Origin of the sequence: Bradyrhizobium sp. HKCCYLS1011, from assembly GCF_051167795.1 — a bacterium.
Taxonomy (GTDB): Bacteria; Pseudomonadota; Alphaproteobacteria; order Rhizobiales; family Xanthobacteraceae; genus Bradyrhizobium.
The window spans coordinates 105,613-120,149 of the sequence record NZ_JBNPTT010000009.1; the positions used below are offsets into that span (position 1 = coordinate 105,613).

Below are 14,537 nucleotides of genomic sequence, written 5' to 3' on the forward strand. Positions count from 1 at the left end.
TGCAGCCGCCTCAAATTCAACTGTCATCGCCCGGCTCGACCGGGCGATCCAGTACTCCGAGACGCCTGCGATCAGGACGAAAGGCCGCGGCGTACTGGATGCCCGCCTGCGCGGGCATGACGATTTTGCTATTCGGCGCTATCCCAGAAGGAGCGCCCGAGACTGTTGAAGGGCCGCGCTCAATACGCGATCCCGAACGCGTCATAGATGCGCCGGAACACTGCCGGCAGCGTCTCGGTCAGATCTTCCGCGATCAGGCCCGGCCCCGCTTCGGTACCGGCTTCGCCGTGCATCCAGACGCCGATGCTGGCGGCTTCGAACGCCGGCACGCCCTGGGCCAACAGGCCTGCGATGATGCCTGACAGCACGTCACCGGCCCCTGCGGTGGCAAGCCAAGGCGGTGCATTCGCAGCAATGGTGGCACGGCCGTCGGGCGCGGCGACCGTGGTGTCGGCGCCCTTCAGGAGCACGACCGCGCCGCAACGGGCGGCGGCATCCCGCACGCGCTCGAGCTTGGAGCGCCCCGGATGCTTGTTGCTGAGATCGGAGAACAGCCGCGGAAACTCGCCTTCATGCGGAGTCAGCACCACCTCTGGCGCCGTCGTCCCCCTGATCTGCTCGAACAGCCGCTCCGGCGCATCGGCAAAGCTCGTCAGCGCGTCGGCATCGAGCACGAGGTGTCGTTGTGCTGCGAGCGCGGTATGGACGAAGTCGCGGGTGCGCTCGCCGATGCCGGCGCCAGGGCCGATGATGCAGGTGTTGTAACGTCTGTCGCCGAGCAGGTCGCCGAATTCGATCGGCGTGTCGACCGGGCGCACCATCACCGCCGTCAGCGCCGTGGCATTCACAGCCAGCGCATCGCGCGGGCTGGCCAGCGTGGCTAGCCCCGCTCCGGCCCGCAGCGCAGCGCGTGCCGCCATCCGCGCAGCCCCCGTTGCGCTGATGTCGCCGGACACTGCAAGCACATGGCCGCGCGCATATTTGTGGCCGTCGATGCGCGGCACCGGAAACTGCTTGTGCCAGATCTCCGGCACGTTTTCGAACGCCTGCGGCTTGATCTCGGCCAGCACCTGCGGATCGATGCCGATATCGGCGACGCGGACCCGCCCGCAATTGATCCGCGCCGGCAGGAGCAGATGCGCGGGCTTCTTGCGGAAGAAGGTCACGGTCTCGGTGGCGCGCACCGCGATGCCCATCACCGCGGCCGTGGTGCCATTGATGCCGCTCGGCAGATCGACCGCGAGCACCTTGGCGCCGTTGGCATTGATCGCCGCGATCATGTCGTGCGGCTCGCCGCTCACCGCGCGGCTCAAGCCCGCGCCGAACAGCGCATCGATGATGAGCGCCGGCTTGCCGATCGCCTGCGGATTGAACGGCAGCACCGGATATTTCCAGCCCTTGGCGGCGGATGCCGCATCTCCCTGCAGCGCGTCGCGCTCGCACATCAGGATGACCGAGACCTCGCGCCCTTGGGCGGCCAGCTCCGCGGCGGCCACGAAGCCGTCGCCGCCATTGTTGCCGGGCCCGCAGATGACCAGGATCGGCCCCTCCTCCACCAGGTCCATGGCCGCCTCGGCAACGGCCTGACCGGCGCTCAGCATCAGCGAGAAGCCGGGCGTGCCGGCCGCAATGGTCAGCCGATCAGCGCGCTCCATTTCGCTCGTGGTCAGAACTTCCATCCGCTCTTGTCCCCGCTCACGCCAGCCCAATGCCGTCTCGCCGCCCCCACGGCGCCGATATCGCAGGCCAAGGCGCCAGCCGATATCTACACAGCCTCTATTGCCGTGACCGCGGCGAAGTTCCAAGCAGGCATCGCGCGCGGCGGTTAACGCGCCGCCTTATCCTGAGGCATTTCGGCCGCACTGCGGACGCCGCAGCCGCTTCTGCACACCATTTCACCTGTTTGCCTATTTCGCAGGCTCCGGTATTCTGGCTCTTCCAAGAGGGAGTCGTCAGGCTCATGCTAAGAGCCTGATTATCATTCGATTTGGGCCTGTTAACGACTTGGCATAGACCCTGCTTTTGTGGAGCCACTTCGGCGCTGGCAAGACGGGCTGTAAAGAACCAAGCCTCCGCCGAAGCATGTCAGGCCCGGTACCCGAGTGATCAAACGATCTGCGCTGCGTCGCGCAGCCTGGCGATGACCTTACTGTTTTTATATCGGAATGCCCGGGAGGCGCTCAGTGAAGAAGATCGAAGCCATCATCAAGCCATTCAAGCTGGACGAGGTGAAGGAAGCGCTTCAGGAAGTGGGATTGCAGGGCATCACCGTGACGGAGGCCAAGGGATTCGGCCGGCAAAAGGGACATGCCGAACTCTATCGTGGCGCCGAATACATCGTCGACTTTCTGCCGAAGGTGAAGATCGAGATCGTGATCGGAGACGATCTGGTCGAGCGCGCGATCGAGGCGATCCGCCGCGCCGCACAGACCGGCCGTATCGGCGACGGCAAGATTTTCGTATCCAACATCGAGGAAGCCATCCGGATCCGGACCGGCGAATCCGGGCTCGACGCAATCTAAGGTCGCTGGCCGGAGATCAAGAGAGGGGCTTGGACGGCCGCGCGGCCTTCGCCCCTCGAGCACATTTGCAATGCGAGCAGCTCGCCAGGCAGCACAGGTGTCCCAGCGAGGCACTTGCAGGCGGCCATTTTGGCGTTTCCGATATTGTCTTGCGCCCCGCCCAACGCTATGGAGCATGACCCGCAGTCGCCGTCCCGCGGCCGGGCCGTGACAAGAGTAAAAAGGGCGCGATGCGGCCAGGGAGAACGCCGTCGCGCTCTCGATTTTTGACTGCATGGCCTTTCGGAAAGCCGCTCGGCACTCGTCCGGATCACGCTCTAGCCAAGAGGGGTATTTATGAAGACCGCCAAAGATGTCCTGAAATCGATCAAGGATGACGACGTCAAATACGTCGACCTGCGTTTCACCGATCCGCGCGGCAAGTGGCAGCATGTGACTTTCGACGTCAGCATGATCGAGGAAGACACCTTTGCCGAAGGCCTCATGTTCGACGGCTCCTCGATCGCCGGCTGGAAGGCGATCAACGAGTCCGACATGTGCCTGATGCCCGATCCGGTCACGGCGACGATCGATCCGTTCTTTGCCGAAACCACCATGATCATCACCTGCGACGTGCTTGAGCCGACCACCGGCGAGCCGTACAACCGCGACCCCCGCGGCATCGCCAAGAAAGCGGAGGCGATGGTGAAGTCGATGGGCGTGGGCGACGCCGTCTATGTCGGCCCCGAGGCCGAGTTCTTCGTGTTCGACGACGTCCGCTTCCAGACCACCCCCTACAACACCGGCTTCAAGCTCGACTCCTCGGAGCTGCCGACCAACTCCGACACCGAATATGAGGGCGGCAACCTCGGCCACCGCATCCGCACCAAGGCCGGCTACTTCCCGGTGCCGCCGCAGGACTCGGTGCAGGACATGCGCTCGGAAATGCTCGGCGCCATGGCCAAGATGGGCGTCAAGGTCGAGAAGCATCACCACGAGGTGGCTTCCGCCCAGCACGAGCTCGGCATGAAGTTCGACACGCTCACTTTGATGGCCGACCAGATGCAGATCTACAAGTATTGCATCCACCAGGTCGCGCACATCTACGGCAAGACCGCCACCTTCATGCCGAAGCCGGTCTACGGCGACAACGGCTCGGGCATGCACGTCCACCAGTCGATCTGGAAGGACGGCAAGCCGGTGTTCGCGGGCAACAAGTACTCCGACCTGTCGGAAACCTGTCTGTCCTACATCGCCGGCATCATCAAGCACGCCAAGGCCATCAACGCCTTCACCAACCCCTCGACCAACTCCTACAAGCGGCTGGTCCCGGGCTATGAGGCGCCGGTGCTGCTCGCCTATTCCGCGCGCAACCGCTCGGCCTCCTGCCGCATCCCCTACACCGCCTCGCCGAAGGCCAAGCGCGTCGAGGTGCGCTTCCCCGATCCGCTCGCCAATCCGTATCTCGGCTTTGCCGCGATGCTGATGGCGGGCCTCGACGGCGTGAAGAACAAGCTCGATCCCGGCCCGGCGATGGACAAGGACCTTTACGACCTGCCGAAGGAAGAGCTGAAGCAGATCCCGACCGTCTGCGGTAGCTTGCGTGAGGCGCTGGAGAATCTCGACAAGGACCGCGCCTTCCTCAAGGCCGGCGGCGTGTTCGACGACGACTTCATCGACAGCTACATCGCGCTGAAGATGACCGAGGTCGAGCGCTTCGAAATGACCCCGCACCCGGTCGAGTTCGACATGTACTATTCGGGCTAAGCTCGAACGAAAATCGGCGGATCAATGCAACGACGAAAGGCGCCCCTCGCGGGCGCCTTTTTTGCCGCGAACTGACGACGGAAGACAACGCATGTTCCTACGTCTCGCAATTATCTCTATCGCTTTCGCCCTGGGGACGCTGTGCCCCGCTCTGGCTGCGACACATCCGGTGGATTGCACGCTGACTGTGGATGGTAAGTCCTATATTGCCGGCGTCTGCGAATTTTCTCGGGACAAAGGCGGCTCGTTCTCCATATACGGCGACAGGTACTGGGCCATGGTGAACGTCGAGAACGGGAGAGGTGAGGCGTTCTGGAATGCGATGCCTGGCGCCACCCACGCCCAAGCTGCTCTTGGCGGGGTTCACCAGGCTGGAGGATGCTGGGAAGGTTCGCGTGTCCGGATCTGCGCGCTCACCATAGAAGCGACTCGACTTGACGCAATCATGGGCCGCCGCGCGAAAGGATTCCTCATCTCACCGGAATATATGGACTACGCCTGCGTTTCCACGGCCGGCTATCGATTTGTGCCAGGCGCGACCCTGGCGATTGATCGATGCGACTATTTCTGGGGCGTGCGCCAGCACGTATTCCGGCTCACAGAGAATCATCTCACAGTTGATGGCAAGCCAGAGCTTTGCATCGACGCGAAATCGGCAGCCGGCGGGAAGGATATGAGGCTCGTCGTCGAAGATTGCGCACGCATTGCCATCAGATGGATCTACGACAAGGACAACAAGACCATCCGCTCCAGCAACGATCTTTGTTGGAATATCGTCTTTCCTGAGCGTCAGGGTGGAAATAACTGGTCGGGATCCCTGATCGCACGTCCTTGCGAACCGGATGCCGAGAAGAATGGCCGATTTGAACTCGGCGGCAACTGATTTTGTAAGCATCGGTCGAGATTCAGCACCGACGCTTCGACATGTACTATTCGGGCCAAGCCTGAGCGAAAGATCGGCCGATCATCGCACTATTAGAGGCGCTCCTTTGCGGGGCGCCTTTTCTTGTGGTGATCACAGCGAGCCGCAGGGCTCTGGCAGGTCAAATGACCTCGTCCGAAGAGTCCGCATCGCGGTCCGGCGCCTGCGTTGCGCCGGACCATGATGCTCGGCCTGCTTACTGTGCGAGGAAGGTCAGGGCCTGCACGACGAAGGCGGCGTGGTACTGGAAGATGCCGCCGTGCCCTGCGTCCGGGAAAATGCTCAACTGCGCATTCGGCAACCTGCGCGCCAGTTCGAACGATTTGACCGACGGCACCATCACATCGTGATCGCCATTGGCGACCAGGACCGGGTGCTGAACTGTCCCCAGCGCGGTGGCATCGCCCTGCCCCCAGGCCTGGATCGCCGCAATCTGCGCCTGAATGGTGTCGTTGCTGGCGGGCGGGTCGAGATCCTTGGTGCGCTCTTTCAGACGCTGCAGAAAGTCCTCGGCGGCCGCCTGGCCGTTGGCAGTCTGAGTAAAGAACAGAAACTGTTTCGGATGCTTGTTGCTGGCGGCTGCCTTGGCGAACGCGTCCTGGAGGACAGGACCAACATTCGCCTTCCCCTCGCCACCGGCCGGCCCGGTGCCCGCGAGAATGATCTTGCGCACCAGACCGGGGTGCTGCTGCGCAATGACCTGAGCGACGAAGCCGCCGAGCGAGAAACCCAACAGATCGACTTTGCTCAAGTCCAGGGCGCGAATGAAGGCGACGGCATCCTGGGCCATCGCCTCGACCGTCTTTGGGGTCGAGCCGCCGGATCTGCCGACCCCGCGATTGTCGAACAGGATGACCCGGTGCTTCGCCGCCAAACCGTCCACCACCCGCGGGTCCCAGTCCTCCAACACCGCTGTTAGATGGTGCAGAAATACCACAGGAATGCCGTCCGTCTTGCCCACCTGCCGATAAACGAACGCGGTGCCGTTCACATCAACCGATTTGGTCACTGCATTGACGAAGCTGGTGTTCATCGATTTTCTCTTGGTTTGTCGCGACCTTAGACACAATCGCGAGAGGTTGCCGATAGAATAACGATCGTTATATATCGTTCGTTATTCTATGGACAAGCGGCAATCAAGAGATCGTCAGAGGCTCGTGATGAGATATCCGTCCGACCAGAAAGCAAAGGCCAAGGCGGCCATCCTGCAGAGCGGCGCCCGCGCCTTAAGGACCAACGGCTTTAATGGAATTGGAGTTGACGGCTTGGCCGCATCCGCCGGTGTCACCTCCGGCGCCTTCTATTCGAACTTCGCAAACAAGGAGGCTCTGCTGGAACAGGTCATCGAGACCTGCGTGGGCGAACCGTTCATCGACTCCGAAAGCGGGAGCCGCGCCGAACGGCAGGACCGTCTCCGAGATTGGTTGGCGATGTATATCAGTGCCGCGCATCGCGCAGACCCGGCATCCGGCTGCGTGATGCCCACTTTGAGCGCGGATGTCGGGCGTGCCAACCCGCAGGTCCGTGCCGCCTATGAGCGCAAGATGCTGGAGCTCGTCCGCAAGATGGCGAATGTCATGGATGGCGAAGCGCCGGACCGCGAGAAGCGCGCGTGGAGCATCATTGCCATGATGGTCGGCGCCATCGCGATCTCACGCGCCATGCCCGATGGCCCTGCCGCCGATCAGGCGCTCGAGTCGGCATTGAAGACGGCAGTTGCGCTGGTGCGGTGATATTGCAGCTCGATCGCTTTGCGTTCCTCAAAGCAATCGAAGGGCTTGCAACAATGAGTTTCCTCCTTGCGGCAATGTCCCTCAGGAGATCGTGGAATAGCTGAAGCATCGGCGTGCCCCGTGCTCTAGAGCACCGGCAGTTCACCAAGGAACCCGTCGACGGCATCGAACACCTGCCAGCGGTTCTTCTCCATGAACACCGAATGCGTGCCTTCGCCGATCTCGACCCATCGGCGATAAGGCGCAGCCGAGAGCTTGCTGAACACCGTCTGCGCCATATCGATCGGGCAGTCACGGTCCCAATCGGCGTGGACGATCAAGACCGGCACGGTGAGCAGAGCGGGGTCGTAAAGCGGCTTGCCGGACGCCCAACATTCGCGGCTGTCCTGAACTGTTCCGTTCGGCGCGCGCAATTTGTCCGGGCCAATGCCCGTATCGGCAAACGTCGCCTCTGCCCATGCCTCGAACCAGGCAGCCGGCAGAATCGTATCCTTCTTGTCTTCCGGAACGCCGTTCAACCAGCGGTCCTTGGTGGCCGACCGCTCGACGATGCGATAGGCACCGAGCGGACCACCGGCATCGGCGGCACTCGGCGTCGTCCGCAGCCACTGAGGCGCGATCAGAATGAGCTTGTTGACGTGCGCGGCATTCTCTGACGTGTAGCGCGACATCAGGGTCGTGCCCCACGACCAGCCGATCAGGTTGATCTTGTCAAGCTCACGACGCGATCGGACGAACGCAGCCGCGCTGGCGACGTCGCGCACCGCGACGGGCGTGCGGACGATCGGCTGATTGTCCGGCGCCGGCGCTTCCATTTCCGCCGGTCGGGTCGATCGACCATAGCCGCGGACGTCGACGAGATAGACGTCGTAACCCTTGTGGGCCAGATGATCCATCCAGGACAGACCATCGAGGCGAAGGTCGAACGAGGTCGATGCCGGATAGGTCGATCCTGCCACGAACAGAACGGTCTTGTCGGCCGAGAACTGAACCAGATCGGAGCTGCGCTTATTGCGGACAAAGAGTTCGATCCCAGCGGTGTCGCTTGGGATCCTCATCTCTTCGGTGATGATGGCATCGGTGATCGATTTATGCATCTCTCTGTCCCCCAAGTTAGACGAACCGCCAATCGAACTCGTCGCCGCGACGCGTGACGTAACCGGCGGAGGTGTTGGCAAAATGAGCGCTGAAAACGGTCGCGCGATCTTCCGCAGCCTGCTCGAGAAGCCAGCGACGCGATGCTCGCGCGTGCTCCTTGTGCTCGCAGAACGTGCTGTTCCAGTCCGGGCGATAAACCTGCAGCGGCTGATGCATGATGTCACCGCTGAAGATGGCCTTCTGTCCGCCATCAGTGAGTTGGATGGCGACGTGACCGGGGCTGTGGCCCGGCGTCGGACGGAAGGTGAGACCGTTACCGATCGCAGCTTCGCCATCGACGATCTCGGCTTGCCCGCTCTGGATCACCGGAAGAACGCTGTCCTCGAAGACACCAGCGGAGAAGCCTTCCTTGCCGGCCGGGCCCGACCAATGATCGTACTCGGCCTTGGAGAACACGTATTTGGCGTTCGGGAAAGTCGGCACCCAGCGGCCGTCGAGGAGCCGCGTGTTCCAGCCGCAATGATCGGCGTGCAAATGCGTGCAGCAGACATAATCGACCGACTCGGGCGGGACGCCCGCTTCCGCCAACCGATCGAGGAACGGCAGGTTTAGCTGATGAAAGCGCGGCAGCATCGGACGGTTCTTGTCGTTGCCGGCGCAGCTATCGATCAAAATCGTATGATGCTTGGTCTTCAGCAGCCATGTGTGAATACTCGCGATGAAGCGGCCCTGTGCCGGATCGAAGCAATTCGGAATCATCAGCGCCTTGTGCTTGTCCAGGACCGACTGATCCCAATCGGGGAAGAGGAAGTCCGGGGTGAAGCCCGGACCTCTCATTTCAGTGACCTGTTGAATGGCGATACTGCCGATGTTGTGGGTCGTTGTCATTCGAGAACACCTTACTGCTCGTGTGCCATTTCTTGTTCATGTGCCATTGAGGATGATGCTCGACTACGATCAGGCCGCCGCCACGGTTGCAGCCGACGAGATCGTCGCCGTGGACGGCATGGAGCGGAGGCAGAACAACCCGATGGAGAACGAGATCGCTGAGACGATAATCACGTAGTACAGGCCGGCGTAGAGATCGCCGGTTGCGATCTGCAGGGCGGTCGCGATGGCCGGCAGAAGTCCCCCGAAATACCCGTTGCCGACGTGATAGCTGAACGACACCGACGTGTAGCGAACCTGCGGCGGGAACAGATCGGTCATCGCCGACGCCAACGGACCGAAGATCATGCCAGCAACGATGCTGAGCGCCGACAGGATCATAATGATCATGCCGAAATTCATCGCGCTCGTATCGGCACGGCTGGGATAGCCGGCCTGCTCGAGCGCCTGCTTCAGATTCGCCGAGAAGGCCGCCGCGTTCGGCGCCTGTCCCGCCAGGCCAAGCGGGATCGCCTTCGAGCCGACGAATACGGTCGCGACCGTTCCTTTGGCTTCCGCCTTGTTCGAATAGGGCGCGCCGAACCGGATCAAGGCATTCTTGGCGATATCGCAACCGCTGGTGAATCTCGCCGTTCCGACCGGATTGAACTGGAAGGAGCACTCCGATGGATCGGCCGCGACGGTCACCGGCACGGTGGCCTGTGCGTTATAGAGCGCCGGGTTGGCGTAGAAGGTGAGCGCCTTGTAGAGCGGGAGGTAGGTGAACGTGCCGATCACGCACGCCGCCAGAATGAAGATCTTCGTGCCGTAGCGATCGCTCAACCAACCGAAGAAGATTATCGCCGGCAGCGTCAGCATCAGGGCCGCCCCAACCAGTAGATTTGCGATCTGCGCATCCACCTTCGCGGCGCCGGTGAGGAACACGAGCGAATAGATCTGCGCGCCGACCAGCAGCACGCTCTGCGGCACCACCATCGCAAACATCGCAATCAGGATGCGCTTCAGATTCGGCCACGCCCGGAGCGTGTCGTAGATCGGGGACTTCGAGAGCGTCCCTTCCTGCTTCATTTTGAGAAACAGCGGCGATTCCTGCAGCTTGAGGCGGATCCAGACCGACGCCGCAAGCGGGACCACCGAACTGATGAACAGGACGCGCCAGCCCCAACCGTTGAATGCCTCGGGCGTCATGCTGGAGCGCATGACGTACACGAACAGCATCGACGCCGTGAAACCGATCGGGGCGGAGGTCTGCAGCCACGACGTCAACCAGCCGCGGCGGCCTTGCGGAGCATGCTCCGCGGTGTAGGTGGCGGCGCCGCCATACTCACCACCAAGCGCCAGGCCCTGGATCATTCTCAGGAAGATCAAGATCGAGGGCGCCCACAGACCGATCGTGGCATAGGTCGGCACCAGACCGACGGCGACGGTCGCAAATCCCATCATCAGGATGGTGGTAAGGAAGGTGTGCTTACGCCCGATCATGTCGCCGATACGGCCAAACACCAGCGCGCCGAACGGCCGAACCAGATAGCCCGTACCGAAGGTCAGGAGCGCGAAGACGTTGGCCCAAACCGGATTGTCATTGGAGAAGAAATTCGTCGAGATGGCTGAGGCCACCGAGATGTACATGAAGAAGTCGTACCACTCGATCACGGTGCCGGCAGTGGCGGCGATCATCACCTTCCGTTGCAATTCGGCGGTGGATTCCGCCGTACCGGCGGCAGCACGCTCGCTCATCAAAAATCCCCACAATGAATGGCCATTTTCGCAGCCAGGGTTAGCCCGGCTTGCTTTGGTGCCCACTCGCGTGAGATAATTGAAATCGATATAAAGGATACCAGGTATAACCTTCATGGATATCAAGGGACATGACCTGCCTTTGCTGGTGTCGCTTCGCGCGATGCTCGACGAAAAGAACATCACTCGCGCTGCCTCGCGGCTTGGCATCAGCCAGCCGGCGCTGTCGGCTCAGTTGGCCAGGCTGCGCGATGTCTTCGGCGACCCGCTGCTGACACCCGCCGCATCGGGGAAAGGCATGGTCCTGACCCCGCGGGGCACTGAGCTCAAGGAACCTCTGAGGCTGGCGCTGCAACACCTCGAAGACGTCGTGAGCAAGCCGTCGGCCTTCGATCCAAAGCACTCGGAGCGGACGTTTACTGTCGGTGCAAACGACAATGCGACCGCCATCATGGGATCGCGACTTGTCGCGCTGACCCGGAATCGCGGCCTGTCCGGCATCCGGCTCGCCTTCCGATCGATCGACTTCACGAAGTTGAACGATCAACTCGAATCCGGCGAGATCGACGTCGCACTGGTTTCCAAGAACGTCGTGCCGAACAACATGCCCAGCCAGCCGCTGTTCGAAGAGAACTTCATGATGGCGCAGCGCAAGAATCACCCGCGCGGATTGCGGCCGCCTTCGTTGAACGAATATGCGCGATTGGAGCACGTCATCGTATCAGGCGACGGCGGCGGATTTCGTGGTTTCATCGACGAAATCCTGGCCGCGAGCGGGAAGCGACGCCATGTCGCCGTTTCAGTGCAGCATTACAGCGTCGTGCCCCTGCTGCTGCAATCGACCGATCTCGTCTGTACGCTTCCGCAGCGATTTCTCAGTCGTTACAGCAATGCGCTGCGGTCTTTGCGCCTTCCTTTTGATACCCGACCCTTTACGCTGCACGCGACCTGGCATGCCAGGTTCAATAACGACCAGGGGCATCAATGGCTTCGGCAGCAACTCAAGGAATGTGCAGCAGATTGATGGGCTACATGATAGCGGCTCCGATCGATGCCGACCGGCCGTCACACAGGATGGCGGACATCAGGTATCACCAGCAAGCCGCGCCGGCTCGGGCCTTCCGCATCGGGACTTTTCTCGGCTCCTGGGCACATTTGTAACTGAGACATTCCTTCAAACATCGCGCTCGTGGCCGGTTCCGGACGGCCCTGCCGCATGACGGCGTGGCGTACTGCGCGGTCGGCGCCAGAAAAGAACGTGCTGCCACGGAATAGAAACCCTCGCTGGGCGTTTTTATCTCTGCGATCACTTTTCACGAGGACATTGATATGACCCGGCTTTCAACGATGAGTTTGCTTGTTGCGGCAACCTCGCTCGCCGCGATCGCAACTGCGAACGCGGCACCTCCGACCAAGACCAGCAGCAGCGCAAAGGGCGAGATCCTGACCGACGTCAGCGGCATGTCGCTCTACACCTTCGACAAGGACAGCGAAGGCAAGTCGGCCTGCAACGGACCATGCGCCACAAACTGGCCGGTCTTGAAGGCGAGCGCAAGCGATCAACCGGGCGGCGGCTACACCATCATCACCCGCGACGACGGCTCCAAACAGTGGGCCTACAAGGGCAAGCCGCTCTATACGTTCGCCAAGGACCAGAAGGCTGGCGACGTCACCGGCGACGGCTTCTTCAACGGCGCCTGGCATCTGGCGAAGCCGTGAGGGGATGCTCTTAGCTCGTAAGGTGGACGGTCTTACTGAGCATCTCCCCGCCGTCATTCCGGACCCGCGAATGCACGAGCCCGGAATGACGCGCAAGGAAGGTCGATTTCAGATCAGCTATGATGTAGCAAGTGTAGTTCGCCAACGAAGCTGCTGAGGGGCTGGTCCAGCTGACGGGGCCCGCGCCAGGCCGCCCCAACCTGCTTCCAGATCGATTGGTCTGCGGATCGCGTTTCGGCGCCTCCGGCCCGCAGAGCGCAAAGCCTGACATCTCCGCAATCCGGATCGCTACGATCGCCCGCCAGGCTCAGATGGCGTCAAACCACGCGGCAAGAACGGGCTGATGCTGCACCGGGTCGAACTCGATGACCCTGCAAAAGCGCATCAGCTTCGCCCTGCAAAACGGCTCCTCCGCCAGGAATTCGTCGAGTTGCTCGCGCGATTGAGCGCGCGCAATCAGCACGCCGCCGGTCGGCGGAATGCTGGGCCCGCTCAGCAGGAAGCGGCCCTCGTCGTAACCCTTTTGCAGAAACCGGCGATGCGCTGCGATCATATCCGGATCGCGCTGCTCGAAGGGAACGAGATGCTCTCCCTCCAGGAAGAAATACTTCATCGCGCAACGCCTCCCCAATCTTGGACGAAAACCGTTCACCCCAGCGCCGACTTTTGCTATGTTACGAACCGGTCGGTAACATGTCAAGCGATGGAGAGACCGTGAGGCAGCCAACGGCGCGGACGGAAAAAGGTGCAGGCGACAAGCGCGCCGGCGAGCGCGTGTTCGATGCGGCCGCTGAGCTGTTCTATAACGAGAGCATCCGCTCGGTCGGCGTGGAGACGATCGTCAAGCAGGCCGGCGTTTCGAAGATCACGCTCTATCGGAACTTCGAGTCGAAGGACGATCTGATCGTTGCCTATCTTGAAGATCGTAACGAGACGTATTGGCGCATGCTCGACCGGCTGCTGGCGAAGCAGGCAGGACATCCCCGCGCGCAGCTCACGGCTCTCATCGACACCATCGCTGATCGTACGACGACGCCAGGATATCGCGGCTGCCCGTTCATCAATTACGCAGCCGAATTTCCCGATTCCTCGCATCCAGGACACAGGATCGCAGCCGCCAACAAGCAACGAATGCGAGATCGTCTCAAAGACCTGGTCGCGGCGATCGGGGTCCGCGATGCCGCGCGGCTGGCTGACGCGCTGTTTCTGATCGTCGACGGCGCCTATGCGAGCAGCCAGACCCTCGGCGGCCGCAAGGGGCCTGCCGCCGCGGCTTCCTGGGCCGCCAACGCGCTGATCGATTCACAGCTCACCGGACGAATGGACGAAACGTGACGCGCCAACGAGGCGGCTTGTGACTGCGCCTCATCTCAAGCAGCAGTGCTGGAATAGCCCCGTAGCGACGCGCCGAACGCCTCGAACAGCTTGCGGTTGATCGGGTTCTTCTGCGGATCATATTCGGCATGCCATTGCACGCCGAGCGCAAAGCTCGGCGCATCCGCAATTCGGATCGCCTCGATGGTGCCGTCTTCGGCGATGCCCTCGATCACCACGCGCGCGCCCGGCTGCAGGATGCCCTGCCCGTGCAGCGAATTGACCTTGATGGTGTCGCAGCCGAGGATCGTCGCGAACGCGCCGCCCGGCGTCAGCTTCACCTCGTGCCGATCGGCGAAGATGACGGTCGGATCGGGATGGATCTCGCCGTTCTCGAGCCGCGGCATGCGGTGATTCATCCGACCCGGAATTTCACGAATCTCCGGGTGCAGCGAGCCACCGAAGGCGACGTTCATCTCCTGTAGGCCGCGGCAGATGCCGAACAGCGGGATGCCGCGCGCCACGCAGGCTTCCGAAAGCTTGAGGGCGACCTCGTCGCGACTGATGTCATAGGGTTCGTGCTTCAAACTCGGTTCGGTGTTGAAGCGGCTCGGATGCACATTGGCGCGGGCGCCCGTCAGCACGATACCGTCGACGATATCGAGCAGCGCGCCGATGTCGGTGACCTCAGGCCGGCCAGCGAACATCAGCGGCAATGCGCCCGACACCTCGGCCACGGCGCTCAGATTGCGCTCGCCGACCATCTGAACCGCAAACCTGTTCTCGATGCGATGGGCGTTGCCGATGACGCCGACCACCGGACGTTTCATTATCCTTGATCCGTTTCTCCCGAAAGAA

14 protein-coding genes are annotated in these 14,537 nt (G+C 61.9%); 7 read left to right on the forward strand and 7 right to left on the reverse strand.

The genetic code is table 11. From position 1 onward, the window contains the following. Positions 1–179: 179 nt before the first annotated feature. Positions 180–1,679 (reverse strand): NAD(P)H-hydrate dehydratase, encoded by a 1,500-nt coding sequence (locus ACQR1W_RS28010; RefSeq protein WP_434853828.1) that lies wholly within the window; start codon positions 1,677–1,679, stop codon positions 180–182. Positions 1,680–2,183: 504 nt separating this feature from the next. Between ACQR1W_RS28010 and ACQR1W_RS28015 the strand changes: the two genes are divergently transcribed. The 3 genes from ACQR1W_RS28015 (at position 2,184) to ACQR1W_RS28025 (ending at position 5,151) form a co-directional block, all read left to right on the forward strand. After that, positions 2,184–2,522 carry a P-II family nitrogen regulator gene (locus ACQR1W_RS28015; protein ID WP_009027873.1) on the forward strand — a complete coding sequence of 113 codons (339 nt, stop codon included), beginning with the start codon at positions 2,184–2,186 and terminating at the stop codon, positions 2,520–2,522. A 336-nt stretch (positions 2,523–2,858) separates the two neighbouring features. Beyond that, on the forward strand, positions 2,859–4,268 hold the full coding sequence (gene glnA / locus ACQR1W_RS28020; RefSeq protein ID WP_008970027.1) for a type I glutamate--ammonia ligase: 1,410 nt from the start codon (positions 2,859–2,861) through the stop codon (positions 4,266–4,268). Positions 4,269–4,359: 91 nt separating this feature from the next. Further along, the gene (locus ACQR1W_RS28025) at positions 4,360–5,151 is read left to right on the forward strand and encodes a hypothetical protein (RefSeq protein WP_434853829.1); all 792 of its coding nucleotides are present in this window, start codon (positions 4,360–4,362) and stop codon (positions 5,149–5,151) included. Between the two features lie 235 nt (positions 5,152–5,386). On the opposite strand, the gene ACQR1W_RS28030 is transcribed toward ACQR1W_RS28025, so the two are convergent. Continuing rightward, the gene (locus ACQR1W_RS28030; RefSeq protein WP_434853830.1) at positions 5,387–6,223 is read right to left on the reverse strand and encodes an alpha/beta fold hydrolase; all 837 of its coding nucleotides are present in this window, start codon (positions 6,221–6,223) and stop codon (positions 5,387–5,389) included. A gap of 127 nt (positions 6,224–6,350) precedes the next feature. Here ACQR1W_RS28030 and ACQR1W_RS28035 point away from each other — a divergent pair, with 127 nt between their 5' ends. Beyond that, a complete protein-coding gene (locus tag ACQR1W_RS28035) occupies positions 6,351–6,923 on the forward strand; it encodes a TetR/AcrR family transcriptional regulator (RefSeq protein ID WP_434853831.1) in 573 nt (190 codons plus the stop codon). 125 nt (positions 6,924–7,048) lie between these two features. Here the strand turns inward: ACQR1W_RS28035 and ACQR1W_RS28040 are convergent, their stop codons facing one another. The 3 genes from ACQR1W_RS28040 to ACQR1W_RS28050 form a co-directional block, all read right to left on the reverse strand. Next, positions 7,049–8,020 carry an alpha/beta hydrolase gene (locus ACQR1W_RS28040; RefSeq protein WP_434853832.1) on the reverse strand — a complete coding sequence of 324 codons (972 nt, stop codon included), beginning with the start codon at positions 8,018–8,020 and terminating at the stop codon, positions 7,049–7,051. A 16-nt stretch (positions 8,021–8,036) separates the two neighbouring features. After that, positions 8,037–8,909: an MBL fold metallo-hydrolase gene (locus ACQR1W_RS28045; protein ID WP_434853833.1), complete on the reverse strand. Its 873-nt coding sequence runs from the start codon at positions 8,907–8,909 to the stop codon at positions 8,037–8,039. A gap of 69 nt (positions 8,910–8,978) precedes the next feature. Then, entirely contained in the window at positions 8,979–10,646 is a 1,668-nt protein-coding gene (locus ACQR1W_RS28050; protein WP_434853834.1) for an MFS transporter, read from the reverse strand. 115 nt (positions 10,647–10,761) lie between these two features. On the opposite strand from ACQR1W_RS28050, the gene ACQR1W_RS28055 reads away from it, so the two are divergent. Further along, positions 10,762–11,670, forward strand: a complete 909-nt coding sequence (locus ACQR1W_RS28055; RefSeq protein WP_434853835.1) for a LysR family transcriptional regulator — start codon at positions 10,762–10,764, stop codon at positions 11,668–11,670. 305 nt (positions 11,671–11,975) lie between these two features. Beyond that, complete coding sequence (locus ACQR1W_RS28060; protein WP_434853836.1) at positions 11,976–12,365, forward strand: COG4315 family predicted lipoprotein; 390 nt, start codon at positions 11,976–11,978, stop codon at positions 12,363–12,365. A 307-nt stretch (positions 12,366–12,672) separates the two neighbouring features. Here the strand turns inward: ACQR1W_RS28060 and ACQR1W_RS28065 are convergent, their stop codons facing one another. Next, positions 12,673–12,978 (reverse strand): YciI family protein, encoded by a 306-nt coding sequence (locus ACQR1W_RS28065; RefSeq protein ID WP_434853837.1) that lies wholly within the window; start codon positions 12,976–12,978, stop codon positions 12,673–12,675. Positions 12,979–13,079: 101 nt separating this feature from the next. On the opposite strand from ACQR1W_RS28065, the gene ACQR1W_RS28070 reads away from it, so the two are divergent. Continuing rightward, positions 13,080–13,700, forward strand: a complete 621-nt coding sequence (locus ACQR1W_RS28070) for a TetR/AcrR family transcriptional regulator (protein ID WP_434853838.1) — start codon at positions 13,080–13,082, stop codon at positions 13,698–13,700. Between the two features lie 35 nt (positions 13,701–13,735). Here ACQR1W_RS28070 and ACQR1W_RS28075 read toward each other — a convergent pair whose 3' ends face one another. Next, complete coding sequence (locus ACQR1W_RS28075) at positions 13,736–14,509, reverse strand: gamma-glutamyl-gamma-aminobutyrate hydrolase family protein (RefSeq protein ID WP_434853839.1); 774 nt, start codon at positions 14,507–14,509, stop codon at positions 13,736–13,738. Positions 14,510–14,537 lie beyond the last annotated feature (28 nt).

Bases quoted from the DNA above. Each gene is read 5' to 3' on its own strand.
- ACQR1W_RS28010 (WP_434853828.1), bottom strand. From the start codon at position 1,679: ATGGAAGTTCTGACCACGAGCGAAATGGAGCGCGCTGATCGGCTGACC.
- glnA (WP_008970027.1), top strand. From the start codon at position 2,859: ATGAAGACCGCCAAAGATGTCCTGAAATCGATCAAGGATGACGACGTC.
- ACQR1W_RS28025 (WP_434853829.1), top strand. From the start codon at position 4,360: ATGTTCCTACGTCTCGCAATTATCTCTATCGCTTTCGCCCTGGGGACG.
- ACQR1W_RS28030 (WP_434853830.1), bottom strand. From the start codon at position 6,223: ATGAACACCAGCTTCGTCAATGCAGTGACCAAATCGGTTGATGTGAAC.
- ACQR1W_RS28035 (WP_434853831.1), top strand. From the start codon at position 6,351: ATGAGATATCCGTCCGACCAGAAAGCAAAGGCCAAGGCGGCCATCCTG.
- ACQR1W_RS28040 (WP_434853832.1), bottom strand. From the start codon at position 8,020: ATGCATAAATCGATCACCGATGCCATCATCACCGAAGAGATGAGGATC.
- ACQR1W_RS28045 (WP_434853833.1), bottom strand. From the start codon at position 8,909: ATGACAACGACCCACAACATCGGCAGTATCGCCATTCAACAGGTCACT.
- ACQR1W_RS28050 (WP_434853834.1), bottom strand. From the start codon at position 10,646: ATGAGCGAGCGTGCTGCCGCCGGTACGGCGGAATCCACCGCCGAATTG.
- ACQR1W_RS28055 (WP_434853835.1), top strand. From the start codon at position 10,762: ATGGATATCAAGGGACATGACCTGCCTTTGCTGGTGTCGCTTCGCGCG.
- ACQR1W_RS28060 (WP_434853836.1), top strand. From the start codon at position 11,976: ATGACCCGGCTTTCAACGATGAGTTTGCTTGTTGCGGCAACCTCGCTC.
- ACQR1W_RS28065 (WP_434853837.1), bottom strand. From the start codon at position 12,978: ATGAAGTATTTCTTCCTGGAGGGAGAGCATCTCGTTCCCTTCGAGCAG.
- ACQR1W_RS28075 (WP_434853839.1), bottom strand. From the start codon at position 14,509: ATGAAACGTCCGGTGGTCGGCGTCATCGGCAACGCCCATCGCATCGAG.